Genomic DNA, 20,267 nt, shown 5'->3' with positions numbered 1-20,267 from the left:
AAGAAGGAGTTTTACATGGGCATCCGCATTACAGGTACGGGTCTTTATCATCCTGAAGACATCATTACCAATGAAGAGTTAGTTGAAAGTTTAAATGCTTATGTGGAACAGTATAACCAAGACAATGCTGACAAAATTGCTTCGGGCGAGTTGGAAGCCCGTCGTGGGTCAAGCGCAGAGTTTATTGAAAAAGCATCTGGTGTAAAACGTCGTTATGTGGTTGAGAAAACAGGGATCTTAGATCCGAAGCGTTTACGTCCATTGTTACATGAGCGTTCAAATGATGAACTCTCGATTCAAGCCGAATGGGGCGTGATCGCTGCAAAACAAGCGATGGAAAATGCAGGCGTAACTGCAGAAGATATCGATGTGGTAATTTTATCGTGCTCTAATTTACAGCGTGCTTATCCAGCTGTTGCAATTGAAATCCAAACAGCATTGGGTATTCAAGGCTATGCCTACGACATGAATGTGGCATGTTCGGCCGCAACCTTTGGCATTAAACAAGCCTATGATGCGATCAAAGCGGGCGGACGCCGTGTATTATTGGTGAATGTAGAAATCACCTCTGGTCATACCGACTATCGTTCACGTGATTGCCACTTTATCTTTGGTGATGTTGCAACGGCTTCAATCATTGAAGAAACCGACAGCAAAACTGGTTTTGAAATTGAAGACATTAACTTATTCACCCAGTTCTCAAACAACATCCGCAATAACTTTGGTTTCCTAAACTTAAGTGAAGTCGATGCAGACATCGAAAATAATCGTTTCGCTCAAGACGGTCGTAAAGTGTTCAAAGAAGTTTGTCCACTGGTTGCCAAAATGATTACAGCGCAACTTGAGAAAAACAACATTGCACCGACTGATGTGAAGCGTTTTTGGTTACACCAAGCCAATGCCAGCATGAATGAACTGATTCTGAAACTGGTCGTAGGCAAAGAAAATGCTCAGCCTGATTTAGTGCCGATCATTTTAGATGAATTTGCAAATACCTCTTCAGCAGGTGTCATCATTGCGTTGCACCGCACAGCAGACCAAGTCAATGACGGTGAATACGGTGTCTTGTGTTCATTCGGCGCAGGTTACTCTGTTGGTGCTGTGCTTGTGAAAAAACACGTCGCATAAGCCCGTATGTTGCAGGTTGAGCATGATGCAAAATGGATTAAACGCCTGAGTGCTTTATCCAAAGTTTATTTCACACCGACATTTATTGGTGCTGAACAGTTAGATGCATCACAACCTGCAATGTATGTAGGAAATCATTCCTTATATGGTGTGCTTGATTCACCTATGTTGATTGATTATCTCTACAATGAGCATCAAGTGGCTGTGGTCAGTATTGCTGATCATAGCCATTTTTATTTGCCACTGTGGCGCAGTGTGGTGAAAAAATTTGGTGCGGTCGATGGCATCCCAGCCTATGTACGTGAAGCCATGCAACAAGGCTATTCTATTTTGGTTTTTCCTGGTGGCGGACGCGAAGTTCTAAAACGTGAGGGCGAACAGTATCAACTGATTTGGAAACAGCGTTATGGCTTTTTAAAGCTCGCTCAAGAATTTGGCTATGACATTGTACCCTTTGCCGCGTTAGGCGGAGATGAAGTCTTTGATATTGGTTTTGATGCTAATAAAGTGGTTCAGCACCAATATTTTCAAAAGTTGCTACAAGTGCCGCAGTTAAGTCGCTTGCTACGTAAAGGGGAGGTGATTCCATCTTTACCAAAACATTTGATTCCGAAACGCTTGCCTTTTTATTTTAAGTTTATGCCCAGACAAAGTTTGATGCATATTGAAAACCTAGAACAGTTACAGCAGTTCCGAGACCTGATTGCAGCAGAAATTTATACTGGGCTTGCAGACTTAAGAGTATTGCGTCAACAGCAACATGGTGACCGATTTGATTGAGCATTTACAGGCGTAAACTCGGCTTAGTCTTCCTGTAAATCTTTCAACAAATGTGCAATTTTTAAAGTATGGGTCTTATTCCCTTTAACTTCCATAACCTTATTTTCCACCCACCATAAATATTCAAAAATTTCAGTTTCACTGGCTTGTTCACAAATGAACCGAAATAAACTGGGTAAGTATTCCTCATATTCATCTTGTAGTGCAGGATTACGATAGATCCGCAGGGGATCCCAGTCTTTAATCAGTATTTTGTTAATCGCATGTAATAAAGAAACATGTCGATTTTCCTCGGTAAACATAATACACCCCGCTGTCCTTGGGTTAGTTTGACGTTTAAAAAAGAAGTGGTGATGAAGATTATTTATCTATTGTTTTCATGTTTTAAAAGATCTTAACCTGCTTTTCGCATCAGTAAATAGCACGCTCAGATAAATGGAAGCTCAAGAAAAATGTCTGATAAAGTGGTAGTAAAGTTAGATCACAGATTTACTTCAAAATATTTTTCAGAATAAATGTTTCAATATAGTGCGTAATTACGTATTAAGTAACATATAGTAATAATTCAAAAATCAAGTTTTTGTTTGAATGACGCAATTTTCACTAATCCCGTGAATTTCATCACTCTCTAAATTTACATCATCCCATTTTTGCATTTGCTGTGTGAGCCAAACAAAATCCGAAACTTGCGGCTGGGCTTGTTCGGGAATAAAACCACGAATGATGTTCTGAATCAGGTGATATTTTTTGACGTGAACACTTACTGAACACGCAAAGCGAATGATGTTGTAATCGGCCAAGACTTGCCAAACAGGCTCAAGATCTTGCATTTGTTTAAGTTCAACTTGTGCTTTTTGGATGGCTTGGACGAGGGCTGCAAGCGTATTGGGATTGGACATAGCCCATTCTTGAGTCACAGCCAGTACTTTGTCTGCGACGCGAGGAATAATGTCTGCGCCAGTCGCAATGATTTGGCTATAGCCTTGGATTTCCGCTTGTGTGTTCCAAGGTTCCCCAACACAAAAACCATCGATCAATTGGTTTGAAATGGCTTCCACCATATAGGGCGGCGGTAAAGTGCGGAGATGTACGCGTTTGGCAAATTCAGGATTGGCCAACGCCAACCACTCACGTAAACAATAATGATGAATAGACTGCTTAAACACATGGGCAATCGGAAGATACTGTTCATGCTGCATGGCGCTAAAAAATTTCTGTGCAGTGGTGGCTGCTTCGTCAGTTTTTTTGATATCAAGCGCGTAGCATAGTTTTTGGCTTAAGCTGATAAAAGCACTGTTGTAGCTTAAGACGAGAGGGGTTTGTAGCGGAATACCGAGTTGATCTTGAGCGAGTGCAGCAGCAGGCAACATAGCAGATAAACAATGCGCGGCGTCTAGAAAACCAAAAGCCAAACGATCTCTTAAGCTTGCCCAAGACGCTTCTTTCACTAAGCTTACGTCTAAGCCTACTTCCTCAAAAAAACCGCGTTGTTTAGCCCACAGTAAAGCAACACAGTCTAAAAGTGGAATATAGCCCAGATGAAGTTGTGACTTTTCGAGTTGAGCCATGACTTAGTCCTTGAGTTGAGATTGTAAAAGCTGTTGAGCATCCAACAGACGTCTTGCCATTTCACCGATGGTCATACGGTGGCTCATGGCATTTTTACGCAGCAATTGAAAGGCATCATCTTCAGATAGTCCATGTAATTGCATCAGCAAGACTTTCGCACGCTCCACATCTTTACGGTCAGCCAGTTTATTTTTGGTGTCTTGTAAGTCTGTGAGCAACTTTTTGTGTTTACGAAACTGTTCGATCGAGATCTCTAAAATATTTTCTAACTTTGAAGGATCAATCCCATCCACAATATAAGCTGTCACCCCAGCATCTATGGCACTTTTAATGGTGTCTTTATGGCTATTTTTAGTAAATAAAACAGTGGGGAGGTTAAATTGACTTACACAGCTTTCAATAATGTCACGCTGCGGATGGTCCATATCTAACAAAATGACGTCAGCACTTAATTGTTCAAGACGGCTAATATTGATGTGATCGATAATCAGGCAGGCAACTACATCGAAATCATGTTCGATGAGGGAATTTCGAATATATTGTGCGCGTTCTTGATTGTCATCAATCAATGCAATTTTCAGTTTAGGCATACTGTACAGTGCTCAGGAAAACCTGAAAATGAGATCTAAAAGTGTACAAGCAATTTAAATGCCAAACTTAACAAATGCCAGCTTTATCTCGAATTAGGCAGTCAATCTTTATGGTCGCGATTACAGGCAAAGTATGCATGAAGACGATTGCGGATATGGGTTCAGTAAATCGAAGTATTGATGTTCTCAATCGATTTGTACATATAAGGGCGAATTTCTAGATGTCGTGCTTAGAACAAAGCAATGTCGTTTATTAGAGAAAGAAGATGCTCATCGATAATGCAAAATGCACCAAGAGGTAGCAGGGTTTTAAAAAGTCGGAAAAATTAGCTGTTGTGCTTTAAAAGTAAAAAGAGCTGCTTATATCGAATTATAAGATTTTATTTTAAATAAAGTAATAAAAAACAAGATATTAAAATTTAATTATAAGTATTGGCATACTCGTTGCATTATCCCTAATGAGTCAAAGACGACTCTAAATCAAATTTGTAAGACGGCCAACGACGTCCGTTCTGATCGCTTCTACATAGCAAGTGTTTATGCTGTAGAAAAACTATACGCTCAGTTCAGTCTGGAGAAGGTTATGTCTTCAAATTTACATGCTAAAAAAGCAACAAAAATAAGTCTTTTCAGTTTTAACGGCGCAGCAATGAGAGCCTTCCACATGAGTTGGCTCGCCTTTTTTGTTTGCTTCTTTGCTTGGTTCGCTTGTGCTCCGCTGATGCCAGTGATTGCAGGTGAATTTCATTTAACCAAAGATCAAATTGCCAATATTAATATTGCAGCTGTCGCGATCACCATTTTAGTTCGTCTTATTGTGGGGCCATTGTGTGATAAATACGGCCCGCGTAAAACCTATACCGCACTTCTTGTACTCGGCAGCATTCCAGTCTTTGGAGTAGCGTCTGCAAATAGCTATGAATCCTTCTTGTTCTTCCGTCTATTGATTGGTGCGATTGGGGCGAGCTTTGTCATCACTCAGTATCACACTAGCATTATGTTTGCACCAAACGTAGTCGGGACTGCAAACGCAGCGACAGCAGGCTGGGGTAATGCAGGCGGTGGTGCAACACAAGTACTCATGCCATTGATGCTTGGTGCCTTAGTGATGTTTGGTGTAGAGCAAGCGATGGGCTGGAGAATTGCACTGATTGTTCCGGGTGTCCTGATGCTGATCGTGGGTTTGATGTATTGGAAATTTACCCAAGACTGCCCACAAGGCAACTTCAAAGAACTTCGTGCAGAGGGTGTCAGTGTTGGTTCAGATAAAAAAGGTGGTGTAGCAATTCTTATGCATGCTGCGAAAAACTACCGTGTTTGGATTCTATTTGGTGCCTATGCCGCGTGTTTCGGGATCGAAATCTTTATTCATAACATTGTCGCGATGTACTACGTCGACCATTTTAGCTTTGGTTTAAAAGAAGCAGGGATGGCGGCAGGTATTTTCGGTTTACTGGCATTGTTCGCTCGTGCTCTGGGCGGCATTGTGTCAGACAAAGTCGCAACCAAAAAAGGGCTTGATGGTCGTACCAAAGTGTTGTTTGGCATGATTTTGCTGGAAGGCCTTTTCCTCGTCCTATTCTCTCAAATGAATACCCCTATCTTTGCGATACTCGCAATGACAGTCTTCGCATTGTTCACGCACATGGCATGTGGTGCAACTTATGCTTTGGTACCTTTTATTGATCGTGATGCCTTAGGCGGTGTGGCAGGCATTATTGGCGCAGGGGGTAACGTGGGTGCAGTGGCAGCAGGTTTCCTACTCAAAGGTATGTTGGATATTCAAACCACACTGATGATTTTAGGTGGCTTGGTGGTCATCGCTGCAAGTTTTGTTCTCATGATTCGCTTCTCTGTTGAGCATAAAGAAAAGGAACAGCGCTTATTCGAACAAGCAGTACATGATCGTAGCATTGCTGAAGCGCAAAACTAAATAAAGAGATTAAACCCAAGCCTCAAGGCTTAGGCAGAACAAATGAAATATTGCGGAGAAAGAATATGAAAATCATCATGATTGGTCATGGCATGGTTGGCCACAAATTTATCGAATCAGTACTCGAACATGTGGGTGATGATGTTGAAATTACCATCTTGGCCGAAGAACCGCGCTTGGCTTATGACCGCGTACATTTGACTGAATATTTCAGTGGTAAATCAGCAAAGGATTTAACCCTTTGTCGTGCAGATTTTGCTGATGCTTATGGCATAGATTTACGTTTAAACACCAAAGCGGTTGCAATTGATCAAAGCCATAAAACGGTGACGACGAATCATGGTGATGTTCTTAGTTTTGACAAATTAATCTTGGCAACAGGTTCATATGCTTTTGTTCCGCCTATTTCGGGTAATGATCGTGAAAATTGCTTTGTTTACAGAACCATTGAAGACTTAGATGCGATTCGTGCTGCAAGTCTCAATGCGAAATCAGGTGTGGTAATTGGTGGCGGTTTATTGGGCCTAGAAGCCGCTAAGGCGCTACGTGATTTGAACTTGGAAACCCATGTGGTTGAGTTTGCACCACGTCTCATGGCGGTTCAAATTGATGACTTGGGCGGAAAGGTTCTACGTGCAAAAATTGAAAACTTAGGCGTAAAAGTTCATACCCAAAAAGCGACTTCATCAATTGAGGAAGGTGCTACGACGAAGCATGTGATGAAATTTGGTGATGGTTCTGAGCTTGAAACAGACATCATTTTGTTCTCAGCGGGTATTCGCCCACGTGATGAGTTGGCACGTCAAAGCGGTTTAGCTCTAGGGGAGCGTGGCGGGATCATGATTAATGATTATTGCCAAACGTCAAATCCAGATATTTATGCTATTGGCGAATGTGCACTGTGGCAAAACAAAATTTATGGTCTGGTGGCACCGGGCTATGACATGGCACGTATTGCAGCAAAACATGTCACTGAACAAGCTTGTGCTGAATTTGCAGGTGCAGACATGAGCACCAAGTTGAAACTGATGGGCGTTGATGTGGCTTCCGTCGGTGATGCACATGCGATGACACCGAATGCACTCAGTTATTTCTATGCCGACGAAGATACACAAGTTTATAAAAAAATCGTGGTGAACGGCGAAAAGACCAAGTTGCTTGGCGCAGTTTTAGTGGGCTGTGCAAAAGAGTACAACGACTTACTACAAATGATGCTGAATGGTTTAGCGCTTCCGGAAAATCCTGAAAGTTTAATCATGCCGGGTTATGCGCAATCCTCAAGTAAATCTGGCGGTAGTGGAGTTGATTTACTGCCAGACAGTGCAACCATTTGCTCATGTAATAACGTCTCTAAAGCCGATATTTGCAGTGCAATCGCCGAAGGTTCAACGTCTTTAGGTGCCCTAAAAAAATGTACCAAAGCAGCTACAGCATGTGGTGGATGCGCGCCACTGGTCACTCAAGTGCTGAAGTCTGAATTACAACGCCAAGGCGTGACAGTGAATAACCATATTTGTGAGCACTTTGCTTACTCACGTCAAGAGCTGTATCACTTGGTACGAGTCAATGAAATCAAAACGTTTGATGACCTGATTCAACAACATGGCCATGGTTTAGGCTGTGATATTTGTAAGCCAACTGCAGCGAATATTTTAGCGTCGTGTTGGAATGACTTTGTTTTAAAACCAAGCCATGCAGGTCTACAAGACAGTAATGACTACTATCTTGGCAACATTCAAAAAGATGGTTCTTATTCTGTAGTTCCACGGATGGCAGGTGGTGAAGTGACGCCTGATGGCTTAATTGCTGTGGGGCAAATTGCTAAAGAATATGGCTTATATACCAAACTCACTGGTGGACAACGTGTCGATATGTTTGGCGCGCAAATTCACCAACTTCCTGAAATTTGGGAAAAGCTCATCGCTGCGGGCTTTGAGTCAGGCCATGCTTATGGGAAATCGTTGCGTACAGTGAAGTCTTGTGTCGGCAGTACATGGTGTCGTTACGGTGTGGATGACTCGGTGGGTTTAGCCATTTTCCTAGAGAACCGCTACAAAGGCTTACGTTCACCGCACAAATTAAAAATGGCTGTTTCAGGCTGTACCCGTGAATGTGCCGAAGCGCAAAGTAAAGATGTCGGTGTGATCGCCACTGAAAAAGGCTGGAACCTGTATGTCTGCGGTAATGGAGGGATGAAACCTCGCCATGCCGAGTTATTGGCTTCGGATCTCGATACCCAAACTCTAATTAAATACATCGACCGATTCTTTATGTTCTATGTGCAAACCGCAGACCGTTTACAACGAACTTCGGTATGGCGCGACAACATGGAAGGTGGTTTAGATTATCTCAAAGATGTGGTTGTGCATGATTCTTTAGGTCTAGCTGCTGAACTAGAACGTCGTATGAGCCATGTGGTGGGGACTTATCAAGATGAATGGCGTACGGCTGTTGAAGACCCAGAAGTACGTAAACGCTTCGTGACCTTTATCAATGCCAAAGCTGAGCAGCAACAAGATCCGCATATTCAGTTTGCAGAAGTTCGTGGCCAGATTCGTCCTAAAACTGAGGCTGAACGAGATCGTAGCCGTATTCCAGTGGTTGAAGCTTAACAAATTAGGATATTCAAACTTCTTTCTTCAGCACTCCCTCAAAAGCAAAGATAGAGGGAATAAATGAATGAATAAGTTTAAAAAGGATCGAGATGATGACAATTTTAAAAGAAATGAATGAGTTAGATTGGGTTGATGTCTGTGCGCTAGATGATGTAACGCCAAACACTGGCGTAGGAGCACTTATTGAACATCAGCAAATTGCTATTTTTCGTGTCGGTGCTGAAAAGCGGGTATATGCCTTGAGTAACCAAGACCCATTTAGCCAAGCTTTTGTGATGTCGCGCGGCATTATTGGTGATTTACAAGGTGAGCGTGTGGTGGCATCGCCCATTTATAAACAGCATTTTAGCTTGGCGACAGGACGTTGTTTGGAAGATAAAGATCAGAAACTGTTGGTTTTTCCAAGCAAAATTGAAAATGGGCGAGTGTGGATTAGTCCGACACCACAAAAAACCTACATCACCAACACGGGTGCATCTCAGGAAAAAATGAAGTTGGTGCTGGTTGGCAATGGCCTAGCGGGGATGCGTTGTTTGGAAGATTTACTTGACATGGCACCAGATCGTTATGAAGTGACGGTGATTGGTGAAGAGCCTTGGGGGAACTACAACCGTATTATGTTATCGCCTGTATTGTCAGGAGATAAAACCATTGACGACATCATGTTGCATCCACATGCATGGTATAGCGACAAAGGCATTCGTTTTATTGCGGGTGATCCTGCGGTACGTATAGACCGTCCTCGTAAGCAGGTCTATACCGAAAAAGGCGAAGTGGTCGATTATGATCGTTTAATTTTAGCGACAGGTTCGAAACCGTTTATTCCTCCAATTGCTGGAGCGGATTTGAAAGGTGTCATTAGTTTCCGAGATATCTACGACATCAACACCATGCTGGATTACTGCAAGACCAAGAAAAATGCCGTGGTAATCGGTGGTGGACTGTTGGGACTTGAAGCTGCATATGGTCTCAAACAACGCGGGATGAATGTCACGGTTTTACATCTGATGGATCGTATTATGGAGCGCCAATTAGACAGTAAAGCCAGCCAAATGCTACGCCATAGTATTGAACAAAAGGGTATCTCCATTATTACTGAGGCCAATACTGAAGCATTGGTGGGTGTAGATGGTCATGTCACTCAAATTCGCTTGAAAGACGGTACAGTTTTAGCGGCGGATCTTGTGGTTTTTGCAGTTGGTATTCGTCCGAACATGGCACTTGCACAAAGTGCAGGACTGCGCTGTAACCGTGGTGTGTTGGTGAATGACACCATGCAGACTTTTGACCCAAGTATTTACGCCGTAGGCGAGTGTATTGAACATCGTAGCCAGACTTTTGGTTTGGTTGAGCCACTTTGGGGGCAGGCGTTCATTTGTGCCTCACATTTGGCGGAGCATGGCAGCTTAACGTTCAAAGCACCAACTGTTCCAACACAGTTAAAGGTAAGTGGCTGTGATGTGTTCTCAGCGGGTAATTTTGAACCAAAGGATGACTTTGAAGACATTATTTTAAATGATGAAAAACGTCAGATTTATAAACGTATTATTATTCAAAAGGATAAAGTCGTTGGTGCGGTGTTGTTTGGGGATACCGAAGATGGTGTCTGGTATGCAGAGCTTATTTCGGATCAAACGCCAATTTCATCAATTCGAAATAAATTGCTATTTGGTAAAGATTTTGCATTAAAAAAAGCAGGGTAAAACCTCCTCTTGAAAGGAGGGGACAGATTTTCAAATAGTTAATTTGATACGCGGAAACGTCATTCACAACTTGTTTGAGGCAGGGTTACTTATGAAAATTAATGTTTCTGCGAAGTAAGTTGGGATGAAGCTGGTATGGGACGAGTTTTGTGAATGACAATGGTTTTGCCTACTTTTCCCAAAAGAAAAGTAGGTCGAGCCGAAGGTTAATCCTAAATCTAAACACAAAAGAAAAGACGCCGTTGTGAGTGATTTAAAATAAATGAAAGGCAAATAGGAGCGAAGCAGAAATGAATAGTATCCCTGTAATGGAACTGCATAGCTCCACAGAAAAAATGATGACAACCACGCAAACCACCTGCCCATATTGCGGGGTGGGTTGTGGGGTAACAGCAACTGTTGAAGAAACGGCTTTAGGGCAAAAAGTCTCTGTAGTGGGTGATGCTCAGCATCCATCTAATTTTGGAAAGTTGTGCATTAAAGGCAGTAATTTAGCCGATACCGTAGGTTTAGAAACACGTGTCTTACATCCCATGTTGGGGCGTAAACCGCAACGTGAGGTAAGTTCATGGGACACCGCAACAGACTTAATCGCCAACAAATTTCAACATTATATCGATCAATATGGGCCTGAAAGTATAGCTTTTTATGTCTCAGGTCAACTGCTGACTGAAGACTATTATGTGGTCAATAAATTTGTTAAAGGCTACTTGGGTACGGCCAATATCGACACCAATTCACGGTTGTGTATGTCTTCAGCCGTTGCTGCGCATAAACGCGCTTTTGGGGAAGATTTAGTCCCAGCCAGTTATAGTGATTTTGAGCATACCGATATGGTGGTTTTGGTGGGTTCAAATACCGCATGGTGTCATCCTGTACTGTATCAACGCATCATGAAAGCCAAAGAGGAGCGAGATCTTTTTGTCGTCGTGATTGACCCGCGTTTTACAGCCACCTGTGAGGCGGCTGATTTACACTTACCGATTTTACCGGGGCAGGATGTCGCACTGTTCAATGGTCTATTACAGTATTTAGCAACCAATCATTATACCGATACCGATTTTATTGCAAAGCATACTCAAGGCCTAGAGCAAGCGCTGGCAAGCAGTGCATCTGAAGCATCAATAGCGAGTGTGAGCGAACGGACGGGGATTTCTGTTGAAAAATTAGCACTCTTTTTTGAAAAATTTGCTCAAACAGAAAAAGTGATGAGCTTATTTTCAATGGGTGTGAATCAGTCTTCACGTGGGGTAGACAAAGCCAATAGCATTACCAACTGTCATTTATTAACGGGCAAAATTGGCAAATTGGGCGCTGCACCTTTCTCGATGACGGGCCAGCCGAATGCAATGGGCGGACGTGAAGTGGGTGGTCTTGCCAATATGTTGGCTGCCCATATGGATTTGGATAATCCCAAGCATCAACAACTAGTACAGCAGTTTTGGCACAGCCCAACCATTGCAAAGCAAGTGGGTTTAAAAGCTGTCGACCTTTTTGAAGCGGTCGAAGCTGGAAAAATTAAAGCCATTTGGATTATGGCGACCAATCCTGTGGTGAGTTTACCCAATGCCGATCAGGTGAAACGTGCACTAGAGAAATGTGAGTTTGTGGTGGTGTCAGACATTTGTCTAGATACCGATACCACTCGATATGCCGATGTGTTACTGCCTGCATTGGGTTGGGGTGAAAAAGATGGTACAGTCACCAATTCAGAACGCCGAATTTCCAGACAGCGTGCCTTTTTAGAACGCCCAGCCCAAGCACAAGCGGATTGGTGGTCAGTTTCACAAGTGGCGAAAAAATTAGGATTTCAGGGTTTTGACTTTGAAAGTAGTCATGACATTTTCAAAGAACATGCCCAGCTCTCAGCTTATCAAAATGCAGAAATTGCTTTACGTTCATCGACTGAAACATTCCGCTATTTCAATTTGGCAGGTCTGACGAATCTTTCACTTGACGACTACCAAGAACTTGAACCGACGCAATGGCCTGTACTCGTACCTTTGAAAAATGGCCAAACCAAACCAAACACTTTTGCTCAATTATTTAAAGATGGTCAGTTTAGTCACCCAGATGGTAAAGCCAAGTTTATTGCAACAACGGCAGTTGGTGCGGTGAATCCAATTAGCAGTGAATATCCATTGGTGCTGAATACAGGACGCATCCGCGATCAATGGCATACCATGACACGTACAGGTTTATCAGCCAATTTAAGTACGCATAAAGCAGAACCTTATTGTGAAATTCACCCAAATGATGCCCTGAAATATGGTCTGAAAGATGGGGAATTGGTGGAGATCAAATCGGCTTGGGGAAATTGTGTGCTGCGTGCCACGGTCAGTGACAATATCCGCCGTGGACAGATTTTTGCTCCGATTCACTGGAGTGATCAATTTGCATCTGATGCACGGATTGGCAAAGTGGTGAATCCTGTAGTGGATGCTATTTCAGGAGAACCTGAGTTCAAACATACCCCTGTGATGATTCATCCATTCTATACGCAATGGCAGGGCGTATTTTATGTCAGAACGGGCTTTGAACATTTGGTGCAACAAAGTATTGAACAAAGCATTTGGTGGACCAAAATCAAAACGTCTAAAGCTATTCGTTATGAGTTGGCAGACCGTCGACGTTTTACGGAAACGACCGAACAACTCAAAGCTTTATTGCCTTTTGATGATGAAAGTTTTGAATGGCTCAATGTAGAAGATCAAACCGCCCATATCAGTCATAGTGTGGTGTTGCAAGATGGCCACCTCATTGCGAGTCTGTATATTGCGCCCAAAGCGTTATTGCCAGATCGAGACTGGGTGGCAAGTCTGTTTAAGCGCGAACGCTTAAGTGCTATGCATCGGAAAGCTTTATTGGCAGGGCAAGCGATGTCAATGACTAATAGTGATGGCCCACTGGTCTGTAGCTGTTTTAAAGTCGGAAAAAATCGTATTATCGATGTCATTAAAGAAAAAAATATCACCCATGAAAAACAAGTCACTGCATGCTTAAAGGCAGGAGGCAATTGCGGTTCTTGCTTACCTGAAATTCGAGGTCTGATCAAGGCTTGTCAAACGGAGGATGTAGAATGAAAAGAAAAATATTCAAACCCGTGAGTTACCCAGAAACTGAAGTTGTTATTTTGGCGGGTGGTCAGGCGCGCCGTATGAATGGCATCAATAAACTCTTGCAAAAATTTGATGATGAAATTCAACTTATCAAAATTCATCAGCAGTTAAAGTCACGTGCAACCAAGGTATGGGTCAACAGCCATCGTGATCATTCCATTTATGAGCGGTTGATTCCGTCGATTGGCTTTTTTGAAGATGAGGCAACAGGCTTTCAAGGGCCCTTGATGGGGATGAAAAGTGCATGGACACATGTGCAATCAGACTATGTGCTGTTCGTACCCTGTGATGTAACTTTTATTCCGAAAAAAGTGTTTTCGCGGTTACATCAAGCGATGCAACAAGATCCGAACTGTGGTGTCGTTGTTGTAGAAATCAATGACCGTGCACTGTATCCGTTTTGTTTGTTAAAACGGAGCAGTTTGCCGACATTGATTCAGCACCTTGAGCAAAATCAGCGCAGTTTAAGGCAGTGTTTTGCAGATTTGCACCCACAGGTGGCACGATTTAAAAATCATGCACTGTTTTTTCACAGTATTAACTCGTTGGATGAATTACAACAGCATCGGCAACTCAATTTTTTATAAATATCTCAGATACGGAGAATGAGAGTGTGTGTTGAGAGCAAAAGATGTTGCCATAAACCGATTTGACTGTTTAAATAAAAATCTATAAAAGAACCAAATAAGTATTCGTGTTTATATTAAATTTATTATAAAACAAAAATTTAGAATATATTTATGGGAGTCGTTATTTTATTTAGATTATAAACGTATGTAGCAGTGATCACTCATTACGGCGGTGAACTGAAAATACTCAAAATGTAAAAAGTGCACAAAGTTGGAACAGTTATTGCAATTTATACTTTAGAAAATAGGGCGTGAAATATGAACTGCACCGACACCGCTCAAAGGACGCATAGGTAAGACAGATGAACAGCATGACCCATGTATCCGCAGTTAGAGTATTCCAAGATCAGTTTGGACGTGAAAAGCGCAAACTACGAATCTCTGTGACGGATCGTTGTAATTTTAAATGCGTCTATTGCATGCCCGAACATCCCGAATGGATGAAGAAGCACGACTTGCTCAGCTTTGAAGAACTCTACCATTTTTGCAAATTTATGGTGCAGCATGGCATTGAGCAAATTCGTATCACGGGTGGTGAACCGTTGATGCGCCAAGGTGTGGTACATTTTATCGAACAGTTACAAAGCCTAAAAAAACAGGGGCTGAAGCGTATTTCCATGACCACCAATGGTCACTATTTAAAACAATATGCCGCTGCTTTAAAGCAAGCAGGGCTGGATGATTTAAATATTAGTCTAGACAGTCTAGATGCCGAACAATTTCAACACCTCACTAAAAAACAATTACATACAGTGCTGGAAGGAATTCAGGTCGCACAGCAGGTTGGTTTTAACATCAAAATCAATACCGTGCTGATGAAAGGCATCAATGACGATCAAATTGTTCCTTTGGTTCAGTGGGCAAAGCTGCAAAAGGTAGAACTGCGTTTTATTGAGTTTATGCCTTTGGATGGCGATCAAAATTGGTCGCAAGCCGATGTCGTCACTGAACAAGAGATTTTATCCCAACTCAGCTCGCAATTTACGGTGCAAGTGCTTGAAGGACAAGGTGCCAATCCAGCGCGTAGTTATCGAGTGGATGGTGCGAACATTGGGATTATCTCCACTATTAGCAACTCGTTTTGTGGGGAGTGTGATCGACTGCGATTGAATGCACAGGGTGAGTTTTATAATTGTCTTTTTGCTAAGCAAGGCTTAAATTTAAAGTCAGACATTCAACAAATTGCTCGACTTAATCAGCATGAAACCTTTGTTTTAGAGGGGAAACTTTCAACTTATGTTTGGCATAAAGAGCAAGGCTTTCATGCTATTCAAAAACAGCAATTGCATCAGCCCGTGCGAAAAATCAGTATGCATATGATTGGAGGTTAGGATGACTCAGGAATTAAACAACGTGATTAGAGTGAAGATCGAAGCTTTTGGTGCGATTGAACGGCAGTTATCCCCCAATTTAATGCTGCAATGTGAGCCTGATTCATCGGTTACGGTGGTTTTAAAGGATCTCGTTGCTCAATACCCAGCTGTCCACACGTTATTGGAGCGCTGTGCCTGTGCAATCGGTGAAGACATTATTCCAAGGCAGACCATTTTAAGTCGAGATTGTACTTTGGTGTTGTTGTCCCCTGTGGCAGGAGGTTGATATGGAATTAAAACAATTTCCACGGATTCAAACAGTGACTTTTAGCCAAAATGACTTTGATGGCATCCAGCATTTTCCTGAGTGTGGCGGCATAGGCATATTCATTGGTACGGTGCGGAATCATCATCAAGGCAAAGCTGTAAAAGCATTAAAATATACCGCTTATGCACCTGTCGCTGAAAAAATGATTCGTCAAATCGAACAAGAGATCCAATTAAAATATGGCGTGTCCTACGTTCGGGTGGTGCATCGCATTGGTGCTTTAGATATTGGCGAGATAGCCATTATTGCGATGGCTTATGCCGCGCACCGTCGTGAAGCCTTCCAAGCCTGCGAGGAAGCGGTGGAACGGGTGAAACATGAAGTTCCTGTGTGGAAAGAGGAGTTTTATGTGGATGGTACCAGTCAGTATGTCGAGGGCTGTTGTATTCGAACAGATCATGAAGCGCCAAAACCTCATAGCCATGAGCATTGCGAGCATGTACATGTTCATCCCTAGTAAATGCATCATGCAATGCCAATATTTACCAGTAACCCGTTTAAGATTTGGATAATGGAAATTTAGTAACAGTTGCGTATGAATGAAAAGTGGCGAGATAATTGAAAGAAAAATCTTCTGAAAACTTTATGAAAAATAATGCTTAGGTTAAGATGATCCATTCTTATATTTGAAGTCTTTTGAATCGCTATGCAACCATTTGTTCTATATAACTCAGAGCAACGCAAAAAAGTAGAATTCGTACCTCGTGTTGAGGGGCATATTGATATGTATGTCTGCGGTATGACGGTGTATGACTACTGTCATATTGGACATGCGCGCGTGATGGTTGCATTTGACTATATTATTCGCTTCCTGCGTAGCCAAGGTTGGAGCGTTAAATATGTACGTAACATTACCGACATTGACGACAAAATCATTAAACGTGCCAATGAAAATGGCGAGTCGATTACTCAGTTGACAGACCGCTTTATTCAAGCGATGAATGAAGATGCTGAAAATTTAGGCTGCCTACATCCAGATGAAGCACCGCGTGCAACGGATTATATTGATCAAATGCAAAGCATGATTGGTAATCTGGTTGAAAAGGGTACAGCTTATCCATCTGCCAATGGTGATGTGTATTTCCAAGTGGAAAAATTCGCTAAATATGGTCGTCTTTCAGGACGTAAACTGGAAGATATGCAAGCGGGTGCATCTGAACGTGTCGATGTTGAAGTTGAGAAAAAACATCCCTTTGACTTTGTACTTTGGAAACATGCCAAAGAAAATGAACCTGCATGGGCTTCGCCGTGGGGCAAAGGGCGTCCGGGCTGGCATATTGAATGTTCTGCTATGTCGACTTGCTGCCTAGGGAACCATTTTGACATTCATGGTGGTGGTTCAGACTTGATGTTCCCGCACCATGAAAATGAAATTGCACAGTCTGAGGCTTCAACTGGCGAGCAGTATGTCAACTACTGGATGCATGTCGGTTTCATCAACGTTGATGGCGAGAAAATGTCGAAGTCATTGGGCAATTTCTTTACCATTCGCGATGTGATGGATAAGTTCCACCCTGAAGTGATTCGCTACTTCATTGTGTCATCACACTATCGTAGCCCTGTGAACTTCTCTGATGTTGCTTTAAAAGAAGCAAAAACAGCACTGTCACGTTTCTATCATTCATTCAAAGCTTATCAACAAGCCTATGGCGATACACAAGTCGATACCTTAGATGAAACATTGCTTGAGCGTTTCAATAGTGCCATGCGTGATGACTTCAATACCGCTGAAGCCATTGCGGTATTGTTTGAAGTGAACAAAGAATTGAACCGTGCCGTGAAAGAGCAACAAGCGGAACAAGCGGCGATTTACTATGCAACTTTGCGTCATTTAACCAATATTTTAGGTTTGGTTCAGCACAATGTTGAAGAGTTCCTGAAGTCTGATATTGGGCAAGAGGCTTTGGCTTTGTCTGAAGAGCAAATTGAATATTTGATTCAACAACGTCAAGATGCGAAAAAAGCTAAAGAGTTTGCCAAAGCAGATGAAATCCGTCAGTCCTTGTTGGATCAGGGCGTTGTTTTGGAAGACACCCGTCAAGGGACAATTTGGCGTCGTGCTGATTAATTCAGCAATTGCATTATAGAGTGTTGACAGTTTGATGAAACTCTCTATAATGCACATCCATATTGCGGGAATAGCTCAGTTGGTAGAGCACAACCTTGCCAAGGTTGGGGTCGCGAGTTCGAGTCTCGTTTCCCGCTCCAAAATTTAAAAACCTCAAGTTCAACTTGGGGTTTTTTTATACCTGTAATTTGAGTGTATTGAAAATAATTCATTTAAATGTGAAATTATCTCGGCGTTTCAGCCCATAATTTTGACAAAAATATGCTTAAATTATTCATCCTAATTTGTGAATAAAATTGTGTTTCTTCAACCCCATAGCACTGTAGTACCGACCGAAGATCGAGACTATCCTGAATGGCATTTGGGACGAGAACGCTATGCACTTTGGTATATTGAAGTGGATGATCCCGTTTTGATCAGTTATTTAACACAGCTTCGTGAGCAGTTTTCAGGTCTACTTTATCAACCAAACCAACGGCAGTTCCATATCACTTTATTTGTTGCTGGTTTTTGGGTGGAACAGGTGACACAGTCGGATGACTTTAGTCGAGCGCAACTGACTCAGCAGATTGAACGCCTTAAAAATTTAAAACTAGAATCTTTTCAGTTACAGATGGGTGAATTAAATAGTTTTGAAAGTGCCTTATTTTTAAAAGTGGATGATACCGCAGGCGTGTTGGATAAAATTAGAAAGACATTGCTGCAAACCTCGCAGGAAGTCGCAGCATTAAGTTATTGTCCACATATTACATTAGGTCTATACCGTGAAGCGGTGAGTAGTGATCATATATTGGCACGAATGGCTGAAATTGAAGATATCAACTCTAGCTTAAACATCTCAAAGCTCACGTTTGGTTTTTATCAGGCCCATGTGCTACAAGGGCTATTGTTTTCACATGCACAAATTGAGTTGGGGAATGCGCAATGCAGCTGATTTTAGGTGGTGCACGTTCGGGGAAAAGCCGCTTGGCGGAGCAGATTGCACAACAGTTGGCGCAGCCTGTGGTTTATGTGGCAACTGCACAAGCCTTGGATGGAGAAATGCAAGCGCGTATTCAACACCATCAGCAACAACGACCCGAAGATTGGGGGCTGTGTGAAGAACCCATTTATCTTGCCGAACAGTTGGTCAAATTAGATCGCCCAAACCAAACCATTTTGGTCGATTGCCTGACCTTATGGATGAGTAATTTACTGATGCATACTGACCCAGATTTACAAGTTCAGGAATGTCAGAAGTTGTTAGATGTAGTCGGAAATTTACAGTCCGAGCTGATTTTAGTGAGTAATGAAACAGGCTTAGGTGTGGTTCCTATAGGACAAATTAGCCGACGCTTTGTCGATGAAACAGGGCGATTGCATCAGCAGTTAGGTCAAATCGCTCATAAAGTGGTGTTCTGCGTGGCAGGATTTCCAATGATTTTAAAAGGAGAGCAAGTGTGAGTTGGTGGTTAGAAGCATGTCAAAGTCCGAGTGAGTCTGTATTGGCTCAAGCCCTAGCACGCCAGTCACAGTTGACCAAACCGACAGGCTCGTTGTCGGAGCTTGAATCGGTTGCAGTGACTTTAGCCAGTTTGCAAAACACTGTAAAACCCAAGATTGACCGCCCATGGATTACGATTTTTGCAGGTGATCATGGGGTGATGGAAGAAAATATTTCTGCCTATCCACAAGCGGTGACGCGTCAAATGTTGCAGAACTTCGCAACTGGCGGGGCGTGTATTAGTGTGATTGCCAAAGAGTATCAAGCCAAGTTACAAGTCATCGACTGTGGTTCAGTCGGTGAAGCGTATGAATATGTCGGGGTTGAACGCCACTGCATCCGCGCGGGGACGGCTAACTTTGCTCAAACCCAAGCCATGACTGAAGCTGAATGTGAAGCAGCTTTTGCTTTGGGGCAAAAAAGTGTGGAAGATGCCATCGCTTATGGGGCAGATATCTATGTCGCGGGGGAGATGGGCATTGGAAATACCTGTTCAGCCTCAGCCGTGGCTTGTTTTTTATTGGCTGAACCCGCTGAAAAGCTCACGGGTGTTGGAACAGGTATCCGTACTGAACAATTGATACATAAAAAACAGGTGATTGACCAAGCACTTTCACTGCATGCGCAATATGTCGGGAACGATCCGTTTAAAGCCTTATGTGCCGTGGGTGGACTTGAAATTGCAGCCATGACAGCTGCGTATATTCGCTGTGCACAATTGGGTCTACCGATAGTGGTGGATGGGTTTATCAGTACTGTTTCGGCATTGCTCGCAGTACGCTTAAATCTACAGGTTCGTGCTTGGATGCTCTTTGGGCATCAGTCGGCTGAATATGGTCATGTACGTTTGTTAGAAGAACTTAAAGCGATGCCTTTATTGAAGCTGAATCTGCGTTTAGGTGAAGGCAGTGGAGCAGGGGCCGCACTGGGGTTGATCAAGCTAGCCTGTCGCTTACATAATGAAATGGCGACATTTGCTGAAGCAGCCGTGATTGGTGAGAAAGTTTAG

Annotated in this window: 17 protein-coding genes and 1 tRNA gene; 15 read left to right on the top strand and 3 right to left on the bottom strand. The window is 42.7% G+C overall.

The window, feature by feature from the left end; translation table 11 throughout:
* The first annotated feature begins 15 nt into the window (after positions 1-15).
* Together MF4642_RS08320 and MF4642_RS08315 are read left to right on the top strand one after the other, a co-directional pair.
* Complete coding sequence (locus tag MF4642_RS08320) at positions 16-1,128, top strand: beta-ketoacyl-ACP synthase III (RefSeq protein ID WP_078425911.1); 1,113 nt, start codon at positions 16-18, stop codon at positions 1,126-1,128.
* 6 nt (positions 1,129-1,134) lie between these two features.
* The gene (locus tag MF4642_RS08315) at positions 1,135-1,908 is read left to right on the top strand and encodes a 1-acyl-sn-glycerol-3-phosphate acyltransferase (RefSeq protein WP_078425910.1); all 774 of its coding nucleotides are present in this window, start codon (positions 1,135-1,137) and stop codon (positions 1,906-1,908) included.
* Between the two features lie 23 nt (positions 1,909-1,931).
* On the opposite strand, the gene MF4642_RS08310 is transcribed toward MF4642_RS08315, so the two are convergent.
* From MF4642_RS08310 to MF4642_RS08300, 3 genes are all read right to left on the bottom strand, one after another.
* A complete protein-coding gene (locus MF4642_RS08310; RefSeq protein ID WP_004696307.1) occupies positions 1,932-2,210 on the bottom strand; it encodes a hypothetical protein in 279 nt (92 codons plus the stop codon).
* A 270-nt stretch (positions 2,211-2,480) separates the two neighbouring features.
* Positions 2,481-3,476: an ABC transporter substrate-binding protein gene (locus tag MF4642_RS08305; protein WP_078425909.1), complete on the bottom strand. Its 996-nt coding sequence runs from the start codon at positions 3,474-3,476 to the stop codon at positions 2,481-2,483.
* A 3-nt stretch (positions 3,477-3,479) separates the two neighbouring features.
* A complete protein-coding gene (locus MF4642_RS08300) occupies positions 3,480-4,067 on the bottom strand; it encodes an ANTAR domain-containing response regulator (protein ID WP_004982170.1) in 588 nt (195 codons plus the stop codon).
* Between the two features lie 583 nt (positions 4,068-4,650).
* Here MF4642_RS08300 and MF4642_RS08295 point away from each other — a divergent pair.
* The 13 genes from MF4642_RS08295 (at position 4,651) to cobT (ending at position 20,267) form a co-directional block, all read left to right on the top strand.
* Positions 4,651-6,000 carry an MFS transporter gene (locus tag MF4642_RS08295; RefSeq protein ID WP_058869915.1) on the top strand — a complete coding sequence of 450 codons (1,350 nt, stop codon included), beginning with the start codon at positions 4,651-4,653 and terminating at the stop codon, positions 5,998-6,000.
* A gap of 65 nt (positions 6,001-6,065) precedes the next feature.
* A complete protein-coding gene (gene nirB, locus MF4642_RS08290) occupies positions 6,066-8,612 on the top strand; it encodes a nitrite reductase large subunit NirB (RefSeq protein WP_078425908.1) in 2,547 nt (848 codons plus the stop codon).
* A gap of 95 nt (positions 8,613-8,707) precedes the next feature.
* Positions 8,708-10,318: a nitrite reductase small subunit NirD gene (gene nirD, locus MF4642_RS08285; RefSeq protein WP_078425907.1), complete on the top strand. Its 1,611-nt coding sequence runs from the start codon at positions 8,708-8,710 to the stop codon at positions 10,316-10,318.
* Between the two features lie 290 nt (positions 10,319-10,608).
* Positions 10,609-13,401 (top strand): nitrate reductase, encoded by a 2,793-nt coding sequence (locus tag MF4642_RS08280; RefSeq protein ID WP_078425906.1) that lies wholly within the window; start codon positions 10,609-10,611, stop codon positions 13,399-13,401.
* Positions 13,398-14,024: a molybdenum cofactor guanylyltransferase gene (locus MF4642_RS08275; protein WP_078425905.1), complete on the top strand. Its 627-nt coding sequence runs from the start codon at positions 13,398-13,400 to the stop codon at positions 14,022-14,024. The genes MF4642_RS08280 and MF4642_RS08275 overlap by 4 nt, the downstream gene beginning before the upstream one ends.
* Positions 14,025-14,368: 344 nt before the next feature.
* Complete coding sequence (moaA, locus tag MF4642_RS08270; protein WP_078425904.1) at positions 14,369-15,397, top strand: GTP 3',8-cyclase MoaA; 1,029 nt, start codon at positions 14,369-14,371, stop codon at positions 15,395-15,397.
* A gap of 1 nt (position 15,398) precedes the next feature.
* On the top strand, positions 15,399-15,665 hold the full coding sequence (locus tag MF4642_RS08265) for a MoaD/ThiS family protein (protein ID WP_078425903.1): 267 nt from the start codon (positions 15,399-15,401) through the stop codon (positions 15,663-15,665).
* Position 15,666: 1 nt separating this feature from the next.
* Positions 15,667-16,164: a molybdenum cofactor biosynthesis protein MoaE gene (locus tag MF4642_RS08260; RefSeq protein ID WP_078425902.1), complete on the top strand. Its 498-nt coding sequence runs from the start codon at positions 15,667-15,669 to the stop codon at positions 16,162-16,164.
* A gap of 189 nt (positions 16,165-16,353) precedes the next feature.
* Entirely contained in the window at positions 16,354-17,775 is a 1,422-nt protein-coding gene (gene cysS, locus MF4642_RS08255; RefSeq protein ID WP_078425901.1) for a cysteine--tRNA ligase, read from the top strand.
* 64 nt (positions 17,776-17,839) lie between these two features.
* A tRNA-Gly gene (locus MF4642_RS08250) sits at positions 17,840-17,915 on the top strand.
* Positions 17,916-18,061: 146 nt separating this feature from the next.
* Positions 18,062-18,709, top strand: coding sequence for a 2'-5' RNA ligase family protein (locus tag MF4642_RS08245; RefSeq protein WP_078425900.1), 648 nt, complete (start codon positions 18,062-18,064; stop codon positions 18,707-18,709).
* Positions 18,700-19,218 carry a bifunctional adenosylcobinamide kinase/adenosylcobinamide-phosphate guanylyltransferase gene (cobU, locus tag MF4642_RS08240; RefSeq protein ID WP_058869905.1) on the top strand — a complete coding sequence of 173 codons (519 nt, stop codon included), beginning with the start codon at positions 18,700-18,702 and terminating at the stop codon, positions 19,216-19,218. The genes MF4642_RS08245 and cobU overlap by 10 nt, the downstream gene beginning before the upstream one ends.
* The gene (gene cobT / locus MF4642_RS08235; RefSeq protein ID WP_078425899.1) at positions 19,215-20,267 is read left to right on the top strand and encodes a nicotinate-nucleotide--dimethylbenzimidazole phosphoribosyltransferase; all 1,053 of its coding nucleotides are present in this window, start codon (positions 19,215-19,217) and stop codon (positions 20,265-20,267) included. Before cobU ends, cobT begins: the two co-directional genes overlap by 4 nt.

It is taken from the genome of Acinetobacter sp. MF4642, assembly GCF_002018925.1.
Lineage (GTDB): Bacteria > Pseudomonadota > Gammaproteobacteria > Pseudomonadales > Moraxellaceae > Acinetobacter > Acinetobacter johnsonii.
This window is presented reverse-complemented; position numbering and strand designations above follow the sequence as displayed.